The organism is Microbacterium salitolerans (assembly GCF_019720895.1).
GTDB lineage: Bacteria > Actinomycetota > Actinomycetes > Actinomycetales > Microbacteriaceae > Microbacterium.
Map to the genome: position 1 here is coordinate 154,582 of NZ_JAHKSH010000002.1, position 19,243 is coordinate 173,824.

The window sequence follows — 19,243 nt, forward strand, 5'->3', positions numbered from 1 at the left end:
GCGGTTCCCTTCCTCAGAAGGATCCACGGGGCTGATCGGTTTCGACAGCATCTGCCGATCTGAGGGAAGCGGGCCGAGGACGCAGGGTTATCTCGTAAACGCCCCCTGCAAACCAATAAGTGCCAACTCTAAGCGCACTGACTTCGCTCTCGCTGCGTAAGCGAGCCCGATAGTCCGTCAGACCGTGGGTGATCCCGCCACGGATCCTGGCGTCATCTAGGGATCTTGCTGTGACGTGGTGTCGAGACGCGTCACGGGACTTTTCTTCGACTGGGCTCGTCGATCTATGTGTCTGTGCTGAAGATCGGAGCCGAGCAGAACGCCTCCACAGACTGCGCCCGGAGAAACCCCAGTGAACCAGTGCTGGACGGGGGTTCGATTCCCCCCAGCTCCACGACCGCAACGCACCTGTGATTAACCCCCTTGATCCCTACTCTCCGTAGGCATCGAGGGGGTTTTCTGTGCCCGGATTCGTTCTCAGGAAACGGCGCCTGCCCACGTTTTTCCCACATCCGCTGCGACCGCGCGCTCGTTCAGCCGCGTCGCGACGTCGTCGACGTCGTCGTCGAACAGGTCGGCGTAGGTGTCGAGCGTCATCGCCGCGGACTTGTGCCCGAGCATCCGCTGTACTGCCTTTACGTGCGCGCCCGACGCGATCGCGAGGGACGCCGCCGTGTGTCGCAGGTCGTGCGGCGCGATGCGCTCGATGCCCGTGGCCGTGACGGCGCGCGCGAACCACGATCCCGCCGCCTCGTCGGTCTTCGCTCGCCGGAGGTATCCGCCGGCGTCGTTCGCGAACACGAGATCGCTCGGCGCCTTGTTGGCCGTGAGCGACTCGAGCGGCTCGACGAGGAATCCGGGGAACGGGACAGTGCGCTTCTCCCACGACTTCGGCGGACCCACCTCGATCACGCCTTCCACCTCCACAGCGGCGCGGTTCGCGTGCAGTCGCCGGCGCAGCATGTTCACGTCCTGCACGCGCAGTCCGATCGCCTCACTCCACCTGAGCCCGCCGTGGGCCAGCACCAGCACCAGAGTCGCGAGCATTGGCTCGCGCGTCGCGCTCGCGAGCTTCACGACCTCCGCGTCGCTCAGGTACCGTCGCGTCTACTTCGACTCCTTGCGAGGCAGATTCCGCGCGCCGCGCGCCGCATTCTTCGAGATACGCCGGTCACGCACAGCGACGTCGAGGATCCCCGCGAGCACGCCCACCGCCCGCAGCACCACCGTCGCCGATCGCGATCCGCGGCATCTCGGCCGACGTCCTCGACGACAAGGGGCGCGTCCGTGACGACCTCGGCGGATCCGGTGACCACGTCTACGGCGGCCCATGGTCCCGCGCGCAGAAGATCGAGCGCTTCGCGTGGCTGGCGCAGCGCTGACCGGGGATGGCTCCATGCCGACCGTCGTATGGGTGCCCCTCGGCGTCGCGATCGTCGGCCTCGCGGGGACGGTGATCGGCATCGTCGCGGCGAAGTTCACGAAGTTCACCGCGCGCCTCGAAGCACTCGAACGCCGCCACCGCCTCTCGGGGCTGTACATCCGCAGCCTTATCGACCACGCCTACCGCAACAACGCGGTGCCGCTCCCGGATCCCCCGGACGGGTGGCTTGACGCTCTGAACGGAGACTGACCCACGGCTGATACCCCTAACGTTGTCGTGAAGAACCCGACCGTCCGCAAGGTGGCGAGCATCGTGCTCGGCATCTTCAGCAGTCCCCTCCTCCACATCGGGACATTAGATGTAATTGTCGCTCAGCAGTTGCCGCCGCCCGTGCGCGAGCGGCAGCAACTGCTGCGACGGTCGTGCAACCTACATGGTTGGTCGACTGGGCGCATTCATCGTGCACACACAGTGGAACTCGTCACTGATGCCGAGGAGCACGATGCCAACGAGACGCAATGTGCCAGCGCTACGATCCGACGCGCGCCAGCTCTTGTGAAGCGGCAAACGCGGAAGACCACCATGTGCCCGCACGGGTTTGATACGCAAGCGGGACCATGCTCGAAACGACATCGGTCGCCCCGGAGGCGGCGTACTCGATACCCAGGCCCGTACTCGCCGCGTCGCCGGTGACCCCGAGCATCTCGGGCGGGAGGAAGACCCACTTTCCGTCGAACGTGCGACGAAGTCCTTCGCCGAGGAATGCCTCGTACGCTTGGACAACGGAGTCGGGTATCTCTTCCGGAGTCGCCCATGTGTTGAGCATGTGCTGCTCGAGGGAGTCGAGGGAGTCTGCATTCCAGGGATCATCGACTTTTCGCGGCGCAAACGGCTCCAGCTGTGCCGCTTCGTCGAGGATCGTCGCGCAGCGATCACGCCACTCGTCGATCGTGTATCCGTGTACGCGGCTCATCGAGGGACCACCACCCACACCTTGCCCATCTTGAGGCACTTCACCTTTGGCAGATCGGGGAACGTGTTGTTGTAGAAGTCGCGCGCCGAGATGCACGCCGGCTTGGAGGTAAGCACCTTGATGACGCTTCCCCAGATCAGGGGCTGGACGGTCGCGTCAGATTCTGTTTCGTTCGTTGCGACCAGGGAAGCCGACTGGACGGCACTCGGCGCGGCCGAGGAGGACTCCTCAGAAGCCATTGCTGGAGTGCTGGTGAGCACACCAAGTGCGAGGGCGAACACTCCAGCGAGTGCCGCGATGCGCTTAGAAATCAAAAGGTACCTTTCGTGTGATCCGCCCCTTGAGATTGAGGGGCCGCCTGAGGAAATGAGCAATCTCAGCCTATGGACTGACTATGCCCCCGTCTGTCCGGCTTTCGGATGACGAGCACCATCCGCCGTCAGGTTCGAGACAAGTGGCGCGCTTCGGAACCATGAAGAATCTCTGTGCCGGCCCAGTGCGGGAGCGCGAGTGCCCTCTGGTAGTCGCGCTCCCGCACTGAACCGTCCCCGGTTTGAGGCCGTTTCCTTTCGAGTTTGGAAGGAAGATGGAGATCATGCCGAAGAGGATCCGGAGGAGACGAAGCAGCGTGCGATCCGGCTCGTGCTCGATCACCTCGATGAGTACCCGAACCTGACGTCCGCGTGCGAGACCGTCTCGAAGCGGTTGGGGTTCGGGGCCGAGTCGCTGCGTCGCTGGATGCGGCAGGCGCAGATCGATGGCGGGGAACGCCAGGGCGTGACGTCGAGCGAGTCAGAGCGGATGCGTCGGCTCGAACGGGAGAATCGCGAGTTGCGTGAGGCGAACACGATCCTCCGAGACGCTGCGGTTTTCTTCGCCGGGGAACTCGACCCCCGACGCCACTGATCCTCGCGTTCATCGAGGAGCAGCGCGCAAGAGGCCGCACGGCCGGGTCGATCTGCAAGGTTCTGCGAGAGCAGGGCGTGCCGGTCGCCAAGCGGACACACCGGGCATGGAAACGTGCCCAGCCCAGCGACCGGGACCTCGCGGACGCGGTCGTCATCGACGCGATCCGAGCCGTCCGAGTGAACGCGAACGGCGAGGCGACGCCGGAGTCGATGTATGGGCGGCGGAAGATGACCGCGCTGCTGCGCCGACAAGACCTCGCGGTGTCAAAGCGGCAGGTCGATCGGCTGATGCGTGAGCTGCGGATCAACGGTCTCGTGCGCGGCAAGGGCGTGCGCACGACGGTCCCGGACCGCAACGCCGCTCGTGCACCTGATCTGCTGGATCGGGACTTCACCGCCCTCGCGCCGAATCGGCAGTGGGTCGCGGTCTTCACCTATGTGCGGACGTGGGCCGGGTTCGTCTATGTGTCGTTCGTGATCGACTGCTACTCGCGAGCGATCGTCGGGTGGCACGCCGCGACCGTGAAGACGACCCCGCTGGTGACCACCGCACTGCGGATGGGCCTATGGCGACGCGACCGCGCCGGCCACCCCGCCGAGGACGGACTGATCCATCACAGCGACGCGGGCTCGCAATTCACGAGCGTGTCATTCGCTGAGACGCTCTCCCTCGAAGGCATCGCTGCGTCGATCGGATCAATCGGCGACGCCTACGATAACGCCCTCGCCGAGTCGACAATCGGGCTGTTCAAGAACGAAGCAATCCGTGACGGTTCACCGTTCCGGACCGGGCCACTTCGCACGACCGACGACGTCGAATGGGTCACCGCTGGATGGGTCGATTGGTTCAACGCGCGGCGCTTGCACTCGACTATCGGGGACGTCCCGTCCGACGAGTTCGAGGCCGCGTACTACGCTGGCCACGAAACGCCATCCCACCCGGTGCTGGCACCCGCATAGGAGCGGTAAAGAACCGGGGACGGTTCAAATCCACTTCTGCGATCATCACCGGCGAGACTCCGCAATTGGCGACGCACCGATCAGCAGACTCAACGACCTGCGTGGACGTCACAGCTAGGACTGGCCTGCGGTGCTGGCGCGTTCGATGATGCGGGCGTCGGGGGCTTCTCGCGGCGATCGCTGTGGTTCGGTGCCGAGAAGCCGTGCCGCCACCTGGCGCCCCGAGCCCGCTGAGTCGATGGAGATCGTAGTGAGTGGCGGTGAGAGGTAGCCGCTGAACGGCGCGTCGTCTACGCCGATCAGTTGTGCGTTCGCCGGCACCATCAGGCCGACGTGCGGCAGCGTCGCGAGGGCGATCGCTGCGACCTCGTCGTCGAATGCGCAGAAGCCTGGCGCGTCGAGGGAGGCCAGGGGACGCAGTGCCGTCGCCGCCGTGTCGGAGTCGGTGTCGACCTCGATATATCTGGCGGGTGCCAGGGCTGCCGCTGCGCATGCGCGAAGCACGCCGTCGAATCGCGCGCGGGCGAGCAGGGCGCGAGGGTGCTCCGCGGCCGGCGCGATGTAGGTGATGGTCCGGCAGCCGAGTGAGATCAGGTGATCGGCCTGCAGGCGACCGATGTCGTTCTCCCATGGTCGAGGAAACGCCGGATCACCCTGAGCGGACGAGTATAGGCGAGGCACCCCGGCTGTGCGGATGCGTGATAGGACATCTTCGCTGAGACCCGTCAGGTCGATGACGCCGAAGGGGCGGATCTCGTCGAGCAGCGCATGCAGTGCCTCGTCGGAGGCGTACTGGTGAGCCACCGGCACCAGGTCGTCTTCCGTGAGACGGTCGGAGATCGCACGGAGGAACGGTTCTGTGACATACCCGGTGAGAGCCGAGTCGGTGACGAGGACGACGATTCGCGAGTGCCCGCGACGCAGCGACGCGGCCGCCGCGCTCGGAACGTAGGCGAGTTCGACCGCGGCCGCGCGCACACGTGCTTTGGTCTCCTCCGGGATCGTCTGTCCAGGTGCGTTGTTGAGCACATAGCTGACGGTGGCCCTCGAGACGCCGCTGAGGCGGGCGACGTCGGCTGCCGTCACTCGTCGGCGCTGCGCCTTCTTGTCTTGCTCGTTCACCCCCTCAGTATTGCGGATGATCATCTCGCCCTCGTCGGCCGGCACTTCATGCTTGCACGATTAAGTGCGTGACATTAGTGTAGGCGTCGCGCCCGACCTGCGGGTGCGATCGCATACAAAGGGGTATCGATGCGAAACCACCGAACAACTGGACGAAACCGTCGTCTGTCGGCCGCAGCAGGAGTCGTGGCGGCGGCGCTCGCACTCACCGCATGCACTGGATCGTCGACGCCGGGGCCGGACGACGTGGACGACAGGGACTACTCGGTCCTCAACCTTGCGGCGTCGACGCCGCCCGCATCATGGGACCCGGCGATGCAGCTCAGCGCGTTCGACGGGGTCTGGCAGTGGACCGCCGTCTACGACACTCTGCTCACGTGCGAAGAGGACGGTACGGTCGGTCCGGGTGCCGCTGAATCGTTCGAGTTCACGGACAACAATACAGTTCTGTCTCTGAATCTGCGGGAGGGGATGACGTTCGAGGACGGTTCGCCCGTCGACGCGGAGGCCGTGAAGGCATCCATCGAGCACATGCAGACGGGGGGCGGATCCGGCGCCGTTCGCGTCGCAGACGTGAGCGTCGACGCGCCAGACGAGCGGACGGTCGTTCTGGCCGCCGACGCGCCGCGCGGTCTGCTCGCGACGTACATGTGTCTGAGCCCCGGCATCGTGGCATCGCCCGAGGCGATCTCGTCGCCCGACGTCGACTCGGCTCCCCTCAGCTCAGGCCCTTACAGGCTCGACGCGGCTAGCTCGACGACGGGCTCGGTGTTGACGTTCGAGAAGCGCGACGACTATTGGAACGCCGATGCATACCCGTACGAGAAGCTCGTCATCAACATCATGCCCGATGAGACGGCGCGCCTGAACGCGCTGAAGACGGGGCAGGTCGACGGTGCGGTGATCGGCGCGCAGGCGGTGGCTGAGGCTGAGGCATCGCAGCTGGCGATCACCGAATGGACGGATGCGACGAACGGCATCGTCATCTTCGATCGCGCGGGCGAGATCGTGCCAGCTCTCGGCGATGTTCGCGTGCGGCAGGCGATGAACATGGTGTTCGATCGCGACGCCATCGTCACGGGGCTGTTCGACGGGCGCGCGAAGCCGACGGGGCAGATGTTCGCGCCAGGCTCCGAGGCGTACGACGAATCGTTCGATTCCACGTACAGCTTCGACGTCGACGCCGCGAGAAAGCTCATGGCGGATGCGGGCTATGCCGACGGGTTCGAAGTCGAGATCCCCTCGCGTACGCCGCAGACCGACCAGGCGAACCCGCTGATCGTGCAGCAGCTGGGTGAGATCGGCATCACTGTCACTGAGACGCCCCTCGCCGCGGCGTCAGCCGTCCCGGAGATCCTGAGCGGACGCTTCGCCATGACGTACATCAGCATGCCGCTGTCATCGTCGCTGTGGAACATCAACCAGTCGATGGGCCCTGATGCTACGTGGAACACATTGGGCGTCGCCGAGCCGGAGCTCACAGAGCTCATCGAGCGAGCCGAGTCGGCCCAGGGTGACGAGCTCGTCGATGTCACTCATGCCGTCAACGAGTACATGGTGGACAACGCCTGGTTCATCCCGTGGAACCTCCGCACCGCGTACTTTGCGACCGGTGCGGGAACCACGGTTCTTGGCACCCCGGACCCGTACTTCCAGGTGCCGCAGCTGCGGTCGTTCGAGTAACGCGCTGAAAGGGGAGCACTGATGCTCGGTTTCATCATCAGAAGACTCGCGTCGAGCATTCTGCTTGCCCTTGCGGTGGCGTTTGCCTCATTCGCGTTGGTCTTTAGCAACGGGCAGGCGATCGCCCGTACGATTCTCGGCGTCGACGCGACCGATGAGCAGGTCGCCGCACGTGCAGCGGAGCTGGGGCTCGACAGGCCCGTTGTCGCGCAGTTCCTGGACTGGCTGGGCGCCGCATTCAGAGGTGATCTGGGAACCAGCTTCTATTCGGGGGACGATGTCGCGAACATCATGACGACGAGGATTCCGGTGACGCTCGCACTCATCGGTATCGCCATGCTGCTCACGGCTGTGCTCAGCGCACTGCTCGGCATCGCGGCGGCCGTCGCGGGCGGATGGGTCGACAAAGTGTTGCAGGTGCTTGCGATGGTCGGAACAGCCGTGCCGAACTTCATCGTCGCGATCATCCTGGTGATGTCGCTGGCGGTGGGCACTGGGACGTTCCCCGCGACCGGATACGTCTCTCCGGCCATCGATATTGCAGGGTGGGCGTCGAGCCTCGTGCTTCCTGTGATCGCTGTCACTGCGGCGTCGGTCGGACCGGCGTCGCAACAGTTTCGCGCAGCGGTCAAAGATGTGCTCGAACGCGACTTCGTGCGTACTCTCCGCTCGCGCGGGATGCGCCCTGCATCCATCGTATTCCAGCACGTGTTTCGAAATGCCGCGGGACCAGGAATCATCATTCTCGGCCTGCAGATCATCGTTCTGATGAGCGGCGTCGTGGTGATCGAGCGGGTATTCGCGCTGCCGGGCGTCGGTGAGCTGACAGTGAACAGCGCTCTGCTCGGCGACATCCCCATCGTGATGGGTTGCGTGCTGTTCGTCGTCGTGGTCGTCGTCATCGTCAACCTCGTCGCCGACCTCGCGAACGCGGCGCTCAACCCGAAAGTGAGGCAGCGATGAACGCCACGCCGCCGACCACGGTCACACTCATGACAGCGCCTGAGGAACAGCGCACGAGCACGATCGTGCGCTTCCTGAGGAACCCGCTCGGTCTGGTCTCGCTCATCGTGCTGCTGTTGCTCGCGGTTGTGGCTGCCCTCGCGCCCTGGATCGCGCCCTTCGACCCGAACGCGACCCGCGTCGAGCTCACGAACGCCCCGCCGATGAGCGAAGGGTACATTCTCGGAGGCGACTCGGCCGGACGCGACGTGCTGTCGCGGCTGATCTGGGCCGCGCGAGGAACGTTCGTCGCCGCTGTGATTGTGCTGGTTGTGTCGCTGGTGGTCGGCGTTGTGCCGGGCCTCATCGCCGGATACTTCGCAGGCCCCGTGCAGACCGTGGGCAACTGGCTCGCGGACGCGGTGCTCGCGCTGCCGGGTGTCGTGCTGCTGATCGCGATGTATGCGGTCATCGGACCGAACATCCTGCTCGCGATGTCGATCTACGGAGTGCTCGTGGCGCCGATCTTCTATCGACTGGTCCGCGGCGTCGTAGCCAGCGTGCGCAACGAGCTCTACATCGACGCCGCGAAAGTGTCGGGGCTGACCGACCTGCGCATCATCGTCCACCACGTGCTGCGCGCCGTGCGCTCGCCCATCATCATCCAGAGTGCGTTTATTCTTGGCACGGCCATCGGCATCCAGGCAACGCTTGAGTTCCTCGGTCTTGGTAGCCCGCGCGAGCCTTCCTGGGGCGGCATGCTCGACCTCGCCTTCCGAAACATCTACGCCTCGATGAGTGGCGTCATCTGGCCAGCGATTGTTATTACGGTGACGGTCAGCGCCTTCGTGCTGCTCGGCAATGCGTTGCGCGACGCCCTTGATCCCTCGTCGAAACGGCGCCGGTTGTCGCCTAGAAGGGCGCGGACGCTGGAGGTTGCGCCCGCAGAGGCGCCGGCCACCAGGTCATTGCTCGACGTGCGCGGGCTACGGGTGGCCTATCCGATCGGGCGCGATGACGTGCGCGAAGTGGTCAGCGGCGTCGACCTCTCGGTGCGCAAGGGCGAGGTGCTCGGGCTCGTCGGAGAGTCGGGATCCGGCAAGTCCCAGACGGCGTTCGCGATTCTCGGACTGCTGCCGCAGAACGCACTCGTCACCGGCGGATCGGTGGTGTTCGATGGCACGCAGATCTTGAACCGGTCCGTGGGGATGCGTTCCGTTCGAGGCACGCGCATCGCCTACGTGCCGCAGGAGCCGATGACGAACCTCGACCCGAGCATGACCATCGGCGTGCAGATGGTGCGCTGGATGCGTGCTGTTCGCAAGGTCTCGCGTGCAGACGCGCTGAGCCGATCGATCGACCTGCTCGCGCGCGTCGGCATCCACGACCCTGCTGATGTCGTGCGCAAGCACCCGCACGAGATATCCGGCGGCATGGCTCAGCGGGTGCTCATTGCCGGCGCCGTCGCGTCTGAACCCGAGCTGATCATCGCCGACGAGCCGACGACAGCGCTCGATGTGACCGTTCAGGCCGAGATCCTCGATCTGCTGCGCGAGCTGCGAGACGAGCGCGGACTCGCGGTCGTCATCGTCACCCACAATCTCGGCGTCGTGTCGGACATCTGCGACCGCGTCGCCGTCATGAAGAGCGGCAAGATCGTCGAGACCGCGTCCGCCCGCGATTTCCTCGCCGGGCCATCCCACGAGTACTCCCGCGCTCTTCTCGACGCGGTTGTGGAGGTAGAGCGATGATGGCCGCACCGCTGCTCGAGATCCGTGATCTCCACGTGACCTATCGTGGTCCACGACGTCAACGCAAGCACGTGATCCAGGGCGTCGACCTGACGGTTCGCGAAAGCGAGACCGTCAGCCTCGTCGGCGAATCCGGGTCGGGCAAGAGCACGATCGGGCGCGCCGTCCTGGGCCTCGCCCCCGTCGCTGCCGGCGGGATCAGCTTCGACGGAACGGATCTGGCGGGACTCTCGCGATCCAGCAGGCGGCGCGCGACCGTCGGGCTGCAGGCGATCTTCCAGGATCCCTATTCGTCGCTGAACCCCGCGATGACGGTCAGCGACATTCTGAGCGAACCGCTCGTCGTGCGGGGTGTTCGAGGCGCCCGTGAACGGGTGAAGCGACTGCTCGATGATGTCGAGCTTCCCTCCGACGCCGGCGATCGCCTTGCGAGCGAGTTTTCCGGCGGACAGAGACAGCGCATCGCCATCGCCCGAGCTCTCGCGCTCGAGCCGCGACTGATCGTGTGCGATGAGCCGACCAGCGCGCTCGACGTGTCGACCCAGGCGCGCATCCTGACGCTCCTGCAAGAGCTCCAAGGGCGTACGGGCGTGGCCTATCTCTTCATCAGTCACGACCTCGGCGTCGTGCAGCGCATCAGCGACAGGATCGCCGTGCTGAAGGCCGGAGAGATCGTGGAGGACGGCGACGCGAATCGGGTGATCACGCGGCCCGAGCACCCGTACACGAAGCGGTTGCTGCTCGCGACGCCCGCCGTCGACCCCGACGAACAGGCGCGGCGCAGGGCGGAGCGCCACCGGGTGAAGGCCGAGGAAAGCGGTGCATGATGGTCGAGGCCGAGACGGCACGGACGCGCGCAACGACTCATGGCGCGGTCAGTGGATTGGAGTCGCCGACGACGAGAGCACTCATGAGTTGACACGGGCGGCGTTCAGGCGCACCGTCGCGTTTGACGACGTGCCGGCCACCCTGCCCATTCGAGTCTCCGCCGATGCCCGCTACGTCCTGTGGGTGAACGGGCGGGAGATCGGGCGCGGTCCGGTGCGATCGCAGCCCGCGCGCTGGACCTACGACGAGTACGACATCGCGCCTGCGCTGCGCGAGGGCGACAACGTGATCGGCGCACTCGTGACGTACTACGGCGAGGACAACGCGGTATGGCAAAGAGCCCGCGTCGAGCGAGGCCTCGGGGCAGTCGCCGCACTGGTGTTCGACGCACCTGACGAGTGGCAGGAACTCGTGACGAACGGCGAGTGGACCGCGCAGCGGATCGACGCATGGGAGCCGGTGCCCAGCGAGGGCAAGCTCGGGTCCCTGCCGATCGAGGTGATCGATCACCGTAGGATCGACGGCACGTGGACGACGAGCACCGACGCCCCCGAGTGGCCGCGGGCCCAGGTTCTGCGAGCTCGACACGCCGGCGCCTACCGACGGTCGACGCCTCCGGCGCACCCCTACGGGGCTCTGCACCCGCGTGGCATCGCGGCGCTCACGGGGGAGCGCATTGCACCCCGAGACGTTCGCGGAGCCGTGCGACCAGACTGCGGCCCTGTCGAGCTCGTCGCGGGGGCGCGGGAACTCGCCGCCTCGATGCGCTCCGCGCTCCATTGGTGCGAACTCGATGAGACGACGCGAGTACCGGATGGTGGCGCGCACGTCGTCGAGGTCGATTTCGGGCGCATCGTGGCGGGCTTCGTCGAGTTCGACCTCGAGGCGCCGGAGGGCACCGTCGTCGACCTCGCTTACCTCGAGCGCGAACTGCTGGCAGCCGGAGGTGACCAGCGCTATCTTCCGCGGGCCGGCGCAAGAGTGATCGCGGGGCAGGGACGCACAGCGTTCCGGGCGCTGGAGACGAACGGCCTCCGGTACATCGCAATGGTCATCCGGCCATCGGCCGCGGCCGACGTCCGAATGCGGAACCTGCGTGTGCGCGAGCACCTCTACCCCGTCGCGGACGAGGCCTCGTTCGCCTCGAGTGATTCCGAACTCGAACGGCTCTGGCACGCCGGGATGCGAACGGTGCAGCTCAACTCGGTCGACGCGTTCACCGACTGCCCGACCCGAGAGCAGCGTGCATGGACGGGCGATGCCGTCGTGCACATCGGAGTGCACCTCGCCACGAACTCCGACTGGCGCCTGGTGCGCCGTCATCTCGAGCTCGGAGACTCCCCACGTTCCGACGGACTGCTGCCCATGTCGGTGGCCGGCGACATCGAGTCGGACGGCGGGTTCTCGATTCCTGACTGGTCGCTGCACTGGGTGCACGCTGTGTGGATGTATGCGCGCGCGTCGGGCGACCGCGAGTTCATCCTGCACCGGATGCCGTCGATCGCGCGCGTGCTGGCCTGGTTCGGCCAGTTTGAAGATGCCACAGGCGTGCTCGCGGACGTGCCGGAGTGGCCGTTGGTCGACTGGTCGAGCGTGTTCACCTCTGGGCGCAGCTCGATTCTGACCGGCCTGTGGGCGCGAGCACTGAGCGAGTACGGCGAGCTGAGCCGATGGGTCGGCAACTCGGGCGACGCCGCGCGCGCCGCGGTGGCTCTCGCACGTGCCGCGCGAGGGTACGAGGCATTCTGGTGCGAGGAGCGCGGGGTTTACGTCGACCATGTCGTGGGCGGCGAGCGGCAGCCTGCGGCCTCTCAGGCGGCCAATGCGGCGGCGATCGTCAGCGGCATTGTGCCGCGGCATCGCCATGCGCGCATCGTCGGCGCGATGACGGATGAAACCCGCCTCGTCACGCGCGGCTGGAACGCGCCGTCGCCCGAGATCGGCCTCGAACAGAAAGTGCGCGACCGTGTCGAGGGCGTGCGTCGCGTCGACTGGGACGTCGACCGCGAGATCGTGCGCGCCGAGCCGTTCTTCTCCGCTGTCGTGCACGACGCGATCGCGCAGGCAGGGCACGCCGCACTGCTCCCTGATCTGCTGAGGAGATGGAGCCGCTACCTGGTCGACGGATACGACACGTTCGGCGAGTGCTGGGAGTGGGGCACTCCGAGCCACGGTTGGAGCAGTTCGCCCACTCGAGATCTCATCGTGCATGTGCTGGGCGTGCAGCCGCCGGCGCTCGACGAACGGGCATACGTCGTCGCGCCTGCGCAGACCGACATCTCGCGGATCGAGGCGACGGTGCCGACGACGGCCGGTTCGATCCGTGCCGAGGTCGTCCACGGGGTGCTGGCGATCAGCACCCCGGTGCATGTGGTCGTGCGCGCGTGGGACGGCACGGAGCGCGAGCTGCCACCTGGGCGACACACCGTCGGCCTCGGTTCGATGAACTCGGCACCTCTGGCGGCCAGCAGTGCGACGAAGGAGACGATATGAACCACGAGCAGAAGCAGCCGGGCGGTCGCCCGAACGTCCTGGTGATCCTCACGGACGAGTGGCGGGCGCACAACACCGGCTACGCGGGCGACCCGCACGTCCGCACCCCGAACATCGATCGTCTGGCCGCGGAAGCCGTCGACTTTACGCAGGCCGTGTCCGGCGAGCCGATCTGCTGCCCTGCGCGCGCCAGCTTCGTCACGGGGCAGTACCCGACCGAGCACGGCGTCTACATCAACGATGTGCCGCTGGAGCCCGAGGGCACCACGGTGGCCGAGGCCTTCGCGCAGCACGGGTACCGCACCGGATACATCGGCAAGTGGCACCTCCACGGAAGCCCCGACGGGCGCTTCGAGCGCCGGAACGAGTACATTCCGCCCGAGGCGCGTCTTGGGTTCGAGCACTGGGCCGTTCTGGAATGCACTCATGACTACAACGACTCGGCGTACTATCTCGGCGATGACCCGATCAGACGCCGCTGGGAGGGGTACGACGCCTTCGACCAGACCGATGCGGCGCTGGACTTCATGGGCTCAGAGGGAGAAGACCCGTTCTTCCTGATGCTCTCTTACGGGCCCCCGCACTTTCCACTGCAGACGGCGCCGGAACGGTTCCGTCAGATGTACGCGGAGGAGCGGATCGCGCTGCCGGACAACGTTCCGACGTGGGCCGCGGAGCGAGCGACGGAGGACCTGCGCGGCTACTACGCCCATATCGCCGCGCTCGATGAGTGCGTCGGACGTCTGCTCGAGGGCGTCGACGCCTCGAACACCGTCATCGCCTTCACATCTGACCACGGAGACATGCTCTGGTCGCAGGGAATCGAGCACAAGCTGAACCCCTGGGAGGAAGCGGTCCGCGTGCCGCTGCTCGTGAAGGCTCCCGGCCGCGCAGCCGAGAGAACCGACCAGCTGTTCAACAGCCCCGATCTGATGCCGACGCTTCTCGGCTTCGCAGGGCTACCTGTGCCGGAATCTGTCTCCGGGCTGGATATGTCTCGACGTGAGACCAGTCCAGCGACAGCTTTCCTGAGCGCTCCTGTGGCGTACTCGAGCATGCGCCGCTACGGGCTCGACGAGTACCGCGGAGTGCGCGATGCGCGCTACACCTACGTGCGAACGCGCCGAGGGCCGTGGCTGCTCTACGACAACCGGGCCGATCCGGCCCAGCTGCACAACCGCTGCGACGATCCCGCCCTGGCTGAGGAGCAGACGCGTCTCGACGCTGAACTCAACGCGTGGCTCGAGAAGCTCGGCGATGAGTTCGCCCCCGGGGACGAGTACCTCCGCAGGGACGGGCTCGAGCACTACTTTGAGGTCAACGAACCCGTCGGTGCCAGCGGCACCGACGGGTGGACGTCTCCCGATCCGCGCGGTCGGCGCTACGGAGTCGACACGCAAATCGCCGCGATCCTCGCGAACCCTGCCGCATGCGCGGTCGTAGAGGAGCTCGCACCGGCCCTGCTCGCGTCGGACGACGCCCTGTTCCCGCGGCGATCGCTGCGACTGCTGGCCATGGCCGACCCCGAGCGGCTACCCACCGCGCTCCTCGGTCGCCTTGACGCACGGCTCGCCCGACTGGGCGAGCGGAGCACCGCAGAAGGCGAGGGGGCGGCCCTCCCGGCCTGGCCGGCGCCCGTACGATTGACGCCCGCGCACACCGTGTGAACTTCGCGGGCCGTCCCGCGCAGGAAACAGTGGCCATAGACATCGCCCCGCAGTCGGAGGCCGTGACGCGTCTCAGCGAAGAGCGGGACAATTGCCAGGGATCCAGGATCGCGCTTTTTCCTGATCAATCCGGCCACGAGTGGAACAGCAGTACCTTGGTGGCTCTGACGGCGATCAACAGCGAAGCGAGAATCTCGTCGCGGAATTGAACGATCTCCATGGCAGTAGCGGCGGTTGGCGGGCGGACCATGTCATCTCCATCCGAGATGAGTCCCGCCCGACGAGTTCGAAGTCGCGTTCTACGCCGACCTCGAAACACCGGATCCCATCCGGTGCTGGCACCCGCATAGGAGCGGCAGAGAACCAGGGACGGTTCTTCCTGACCCGTTGTGGGCCTCCTTCTTGATGCGAGCGGCCGAGAACACTTCGGATGCGTTCTCCGGGAAGCCGCATGACGTCAACAAGGGGAGTGGGGGAGCCGCCCGGAGGAGCGTTCGGGTCGCTCGACCTCGGGACGACTCCGGTCTATGCAAGAACTGGCACGACACGTACATCGACGGCGAGGCTCCACCGCTCGAGGAGCAGCAGGCCCCAGGCGGCTGCATGGAAGTAGTCGTCGAATCGGCATTCGTTGGTGTACCAGCCATCGTCCTGCACGGTGGTGACTCGATGCGGTAGCGGTCGTGCTCCATCAGGAGCGACGCTGCCGCCGGAGGGACTGAGAGCGTCTCGCCATCGTGGCTTGCGTCGCCGAAGAGGAGAGACGTCCTCCTTGCGGGAGGTTGCCAGATCCACCAGAGTCAGGTGGCTCGGGTGTTGAAGGGCAGTCTACGGGGATGCCTTATTCGTTCCCCAGCCGATCAATCGCGCTGGGGAGACCTGCCCGAGATGGGCAGGCCAAACACTCTTGGCTGGTTGAAGGTGGACAGCGCCCTCAACCGCTCTGGAATGAACAACGGAGGGCCCAGGTGGTTGACCGTATGGTTGGGATGTTGTGTGTTCTACGTAGCGCACACGAGAGGTCATGATGCTTGAGCCGTGCGGATCTCGACGCCCGCCTGCCGCAGCTTCCTGCTGACGGCCTCGCAGTGGACACCGAAACGGTGCGCGAGCGTTCGCATCGAGTCCCCGCCCGGTATTACTCGACGAGCCGTCGGATCTGCTCGTCGCTGAGCTTCAGTCGCCGTCCCGGGGTCGAGTAGATTCCCTCTTCCGGGCTGCACTCTCGCTTAGTCTCTGGCATTGTCTCGCCAGATCGATCAGACGAAAGACCTGGTCAAAAGCCTGTTTAGGGTAGAAGTAGTTTCCTAGGATGACCACGACCGCAACGCACCTGTGAACAACCCCCGCGTCCCCTGCTCTCCGCAGGGGACGCGGGGGTTTCTCCGTGTCGGAGAATCGTCCGCTGTCGGCGAGGCTGGGCGCGTTCTGGTGGATTCTCGCATTCCGCATCGTCGCCCTTGCGGGAAAGCAGGTGTCTTGGCATGCTCAGGGTGTACCTGTAGATCGATCGAAGGAGGACTGTATGGGACTTGATGACAAGCTCTCCGCCGCGGCCGACAAGGCCAAGGGCTCCGCCAAGGAGGCTTACGGCAAGGCCACCGACGACGACAGCATGGTCGCCGAGGGCAAGGTCGACCGGGCCAAGGGCGAAGCAAAGGAAAAGGTCGAGGACGTCAAGGACAAGGCAAAGGACAAACTCGACTGACGACGATTTCTTGTCCAGGCGGCCCTCGCACTCCGGTGCGGGGGCCGCTTTCGTGTCCGCGCGGTGTGCGCCGACCGGCAGCGCGCGGCTCTAGTTCTTCTTGGTGCGTGATCGGTGACAATCGACCGCTGACGCGCTACTTTGAGCGGCATGAGCGCACTGAATCTGACGACCAGCGTCGGCCCCGTCGCTGGCTACGGTGACATGGGCGGCACCGGCTTCTTCTCGGACATCGCCGCTTCGATGGGAGTCGGCGGCGGCATCCTGGGTCTCATCCTCTACGTCCTCGTAGCCATCGGATTGTGGAAGACGTTCGACAAGGCCGGCGTGCCCGGCGTGCTCGGCATCATCCCGATCCTCAACATGATCTTCCTCCTCAAGGTCGCGCGCATGAACATGTGGCTCGCGCTGCTCTATCTCGTGCCGATCGCGAACATCGTGCTGATGATCATCGTCGCGATCAAAGTGGGGGCGAACTTCGGCAAGGGCGGAGGATTCTCGTTCTTCCTGCTCTGGCTGCTCGCACCGATCGGCTACCTCATCCTCGGGTTCGGCGGCGACCGCTACGTCCCGCAGCGCTGAGGAAGCCGACGAAGAGGGTCGCCGCGACCAGTGATGCCGCGGCGGCCCTCTTCTGTCGTGTCAGATGCCGAACTGCTCGCGCATGAGTCGCTCGGCGCGAGGCGCGTCTCCGGCGACGACCGCCTCGCGCAGCTGCCGGTAGTTCTCGACGAGGACGGCGGGGTCGCTCAGCGGCAGCTCGATGCCCTGGAGATTGCGGGAGATCGCCAGGACGGCGTCGCGAGAGATGGTCTCCATGAACGCGTTTCCGGCGATCTCGGCGAGCAGTCGGTGCAGTGCGCGCCGCTCCTCGACCGCACGGCCGTCCGCCTCGAGCCTCGATGTGATGTCGTCGATCGCCTCGTTGAACGCACGACGCTGGTCGTCGTCCATGCGCTGCGTCGCCATGTGGAGCGTTGACGCGGCGTAGTACCCGGCGTATTGGAGACTGTCTTCCGAGAGCTCGGGAGTCACGGTGGTGACGCGCGTATACCGGCTCGGGGACATCTCGACGAGGCCGACGCGCTCGAGGCGCTGCAGCGCCTCGCGAACGGGCATCCGCGACACGCCCATCGAACGCGCGAGCTCCGCGTCGCGTAGGCGTTCGCCCGGAGCGAGGGTGCCAGTGATGATCGCATCGGAGATGCGGCTGAAGACGGCGTCGGCGAGACGAACGGTGGTCGAAGCGACGGGTTGCAGCATGGGAGCGCCCTCCTGCTCGCGCCCGCACGGCGCGGAGAATCGAAAATGGCACCTGCCCAGCGCAGGTGGCCGCTTTCCGATGCTAGGCGTGATTTCGGTGCCACGACGTGCTGGCGGCGGGAATTCCGGAAGACCCCCTGCCGAGCGGCGAGGTCGCCTGCGTCAGAATCTCGTCAGCCGCGCGGGATGATGAGGCGGAGGCCGGACTTCGTATCGGCGAGTGTGATCCATCCCTCTCCGAATTGATACGTCATGCCGTATCCATCGTCTCCGACGTACGGGGCGAACTCGGGGTTCTCCGTGAGGTAGATGGCATCGCCCTCTTCTTCGCGGATCCACCCGTTGTCTTCGAGGTACTGCTGCATCTCGGACGAGGTCTCGTCGTCGACCGGCACCCAGCCGTACATCTGCGCGACCTCGCTGCCGGTGGTCGCATCGCCCCAGATGCATTGGATCCCATCGGTCAGCTCGTGCTCGCCGATGCGGAAGGGCTCCTCGCGAGCGGACCAGCCCATGCCGAGGAGCTCCTCGGCGAATGAGGTCGAGACGATCGTCTCGCACGTGATGGCGACCGGTTCGGACGGCGCCGTCGACGATGAGCCCGCAGGGTCTCCCGCGGTGGTCGTGCCATCGCAGCCCGTGAGAATGGCGAGAGCGACGATTCCCGTACCGAGCGTCAGCAGGGTACGCACCCGCGTCACGTGGGATCCCCATGGAACAGGCGCAGCACGTCATCGTGCAGCAGCCCATTGGTGGCGAGCGCCGACAGTGTGTCGAGCGAGTCGGATCCTTCGAACGAGGTGAAGCGTCCGCCCGCTTCGCGCACGATTGCGGCGGCGGCCGCGACGTCGTATTCCTTGACGTCGAACTCGGCGACGATCTCGAGGCGACCCTCGGCGAGGAGCATGTACGACCACACGTCGCCGTATGCGCGGTCGCGCCACACGCGCTCCTGCAGGTCGAGCAGCGCATCGAGGCGGCCCGCGTCGCGCCACTGCGCGATCGACTGGAAGCTCAGGGAGGCTTCATCGAAGGATTCGACAGAGGAGACGCCGATGCGACGGGGGCTGCCGTGCGCGACGGTCCATGCCCCGAGACCTTCGGCGGCCCACCAGCGCCTGCTCATCGCGGGCATGCTCACCACGCCGAGGCGGATGATGCCGTCGATCTCGAGCGCGATCATGGTGCCCCATGCGGGGACGCCGCGCAGGTAGTTCGCCGTCCCGTCGATGGGGTCGAGGATCCACCGGCGGGAGGCCGGTGCGCTCGAGCCGTACTCTTCACCGAAGATCGCGTCGCCGGGGCGCTCGGCCTCGATGAGGTTGCGGATCGCGCGCTCGGAGGCGAGGTCGGCTTCGGTCACATGGGAGCGATCGGGCTTGAGGGCCACGTCGAGATCGACCGAGTCGAAGCGCGGCATCGACTCCGCATCCGCGGCGTCGGCGAGCCGCAATGCGAGGGAGAGATCGTCGGCGAGAGCATCGTCTGCAGGCGCGGGGGAGGCCATTGCTCCAGCGTACCGAAGAAGGCCCCGATGCTTTCGCATCGAGGCCTTCTCAGC

17 protein-coding genes and 1 other RNA gene are annotated in these 19,243 nt (G+C 66.0%); 11 read left to right on the forward strand and 7 right to left on the reverse strand.

The window, feature by feature from the left end; genetic code table 11:
* The first annotated feature begins 27 nt into the window (after positions 1-27).
* Positions 28-397, forward strand: a transfer-messenger RNA (tmRNA) gene (ssrA, locus tag KOL93_RS03940).
* Positions 398-477: 80 nt separating this feature from the next.
* On the opposite strand, the gene KOL93_RS16130 is transcribed toward ssrA, so the two are convergent.
* A complete protein-coding gene (locus tag KOL93_RS16130) occupies positions 478-1,095 on the reverse strand; it encodes a site-specific integrase (protein ID WP_260405968.1) in 618 nt (205 codons plus the stop codon).
* 301 nt (positions 1,096-1,396) lie between these two features.
* Between KOL93_RS16130 and KOL93_RS16135 the strand changes: the two genes are divergently transcribed.
* Positions 1,397-1,633, forward strand: coding sequence for a hypothetical protein (locus tag KOL93_RS16135; protein ID WP_260405923.1), 237 nt, complete (start codon positions 1,397-1,399; stop codon positions 1,631-1,633).
* A 280-nt stretch (positions 1,634-1,913) separates the two neighbouring features.
* Here the strand turns inward: KOL93_RS16135 and KOL93_RS03950 are convergent, their stop codons facing one another.
* Together KOL93_RS03950 and KOL93_RS03955 are read right to left on the reverse strand one after the other, a co-directional pair.
* Positions 1,914-2,357: a hypothetical protein gene (locus KOL93_RS03950; RefSeq protein WP_221584030.1), complete on the reverse strand. Its 444-nt coding sequence runs from the start codon at positions 2,355-2,357 to the stop codon at positions 1,914-1,916.
* Positions 2,354-2,596, reverse strand: coding sequence for a hypothetical protein (locus KOL93_RS03955; RefSeq protein ID WP_221584031.1), 243 nt, complete (start codon positions 2,594-2,596; stop codon positions 2,354-2,356). The genes KOL93_RS03950 and KOL93_RS03955 overlap by 4 nt, the downstream gene beginning before the upstream one ends.
* Before the next feature lie 394 nt (positions 2,597-2,990).
* Between KOL93_RS03955 and KOL93_RS03960 the strand changes: the two genes are divergently transcribed.
* Positions 2,991-4,225, forward strand: a protein-coding gene (locus tag KOL93_RS03960) for an IS3 family transposase (RefSeq protein WP_221584501.1) whose coding sequence is annotated in 2 segments (ribosomal slippage) — positions 2,991-3,222 and positions 3,222-4,225 — 1,236 coding nt in all. Because the reading frame shifts where the segments join, the coding sequence is not laid out codon by codon here.
* Between the two features lie 114 nt (positions 4,226-4,339).
* Here the strand turns inward: KOL93_RS03960 and KOL93_RS03965 are convergent.
* On the reverse strand, positions 4,340-5,347 hold the full coding sequence (locus tag KOL93_RS03965) for a LacI family DNA-binding transcriptional regulator (protein ID WP_221584032.1): 1,008 nt from the start codon (positions 5,345-5,347) through the stop codon (positions 4,340-4,342).
* 186 nt (positions 5,348-5,533) lie between these two features.
* Between KOL93_RS03965 and KOL93_RS03970 the strand changes: the two genes are divergently transcribed.
* The 8 genes from KOL93_RS03970 (at position 5,534) to KOL93_RS04005 (ending at position 17,001) form a co-directional block, all read left to right on the forward strand.
* A complete protein-coding gene (locus KOL93_RS03970; RefSeq protein ID WP_221584033.1) occupies positions 5,534-7,030 on the forward strand; it encodes an ABC transporter substrate-binding protein in 1,497 nt (498 codons plus the stop codon).
* 21 nt (positions 7,031-7,051) lie between these two features.
* Positions 7,052-7,993, forward strand: coding sequence for an ABC transporter permease (locus tag KOL93_RS03975; protein ID WP_221584034.1), 942 nt, complete (start codon positions 7,052-7,054; stop codon positions 7,991-7,993).
* Entirely contained in the window at positions 7,990-9,723 is a 1,734-nt protein-coding gene (locus tag KOL93_RS03980) for a dipeptide/oligopeptide/nickel ABC transporter permease/ATP-binding protein (RefSeq protein WP_221584035.1), read from the forward strand. The genes KOL93_RS03975 and KOL93_RS03980 overlap by 4 nt, the downstream gene beginning before the upstream one ends.
* Entirely contained in the window at positions 9,720-10,550 is an 831-nt protein-coding gene (locus tag KOL93_RS03985) for an ATP-binding cassette domain-containing protein (RefSeq protein ID WP_374107103.1), read from the forward strand. The genes KOL93_RS03980 and KOL93_RS03985 overlap by 4 nt, the downstream gene beginning before the upstream one ends.
* 130 nt (positions 10,551-10,680) lie before the next feature.
* Positions 10,681-13,044 (forward strand): alpha-L-rhamnosidase-related protein, encoded by a 2,364-nt coding sequence (locus KOL93_RS03990; protein ID WP_221584036.1) that lies wholly within the window; start codon positions 10,681-10,683, stop codon positions 13,042-13,044.
* Entirely contained in the window at positions 13,041-14,711 is a 1,671-nt protein-coding gene (locus KOL93_RS03995; protein WP_221584037.1) for a sulfatase family protein, read from the forward strand. The genes KOL93_RS03990 and KOL93_RS03995 overlap by 4 nt, the downstream gene beginning before the upstream one ends.
* Positions 14,712-16,236: 1,525 nt before the next feature.
* A complete protein-coding gene (locus KOL93_RS04000; protein ID WP_221584038.1) occupies positions 16,237-16,419 on the forward strand; it encodes a CsbD family protein in 183 nt (60 codons plus the stop codon).
* Positions 16,420-16,569: 150 nt separating this feature from the next.
* Positions 16,570-17,001 carry a DUF5684 domain-containing protein gene (locus KOL93_RS04005; protein WP_260405925.1) on the forward strand — a complete coding sequence of 144 codons (432 nt, stop codon included), beginning with the start codon at positions 16,570-16,572 and terminating at the stop codon, positions 16,999-17,001.
* A gap of 60 nt (positions 17,002-17,061) precedes the next feature.
* Here the strand turns inward: KOL93_RS04005 and KOL93_RS04010 are convergent, their stop codons facing one another.
* From KOL93_RS04010 to KOL93_RS04020, 3 genes are all read right to left on the reverse strand, one after another.
* Positions 17,062-17,682, reverse strand: coding sequence for a GntR family transcriptional regulator (locus KOL93_RS04010; RefSeq protein WP_221584039.1), 621 nt, complete (start codon positions 17,680-17,682; stop codon positions 17,062-17,064).
* A gap of 173 nt (positions 17,683-17,855) precedes the next feature.
* A complete protein-coding gene (locus tag KOL93_RS04015) occupies positions 17,856-18,383 on the reverse strand; it encodes a hypothetical protein (RefSeq protein ID WP_221584040.1) in 528 nt (175 codons plus the stop codon).
* Positions 18,380-19,189 carry an inositol monophosphatase family protein gene (locus tag KOL93_RS04020; protein ID WP_221584041.1) on the reverse strand — a complete coding sequence of 270 codons (810 nt, stop codon included), beginning with the start codon at positions 19,187-19,189 and terminating at the stop codon, positions 18,380-18,382. The genes KOL93_RS04015 and KOL93_RS04020 overlap by 4 nt, the downstream gene beginning before the upstream one ends.
* Between the last annotated feature and the right edge of the window lie 54 nt (positions 19,190-19,243).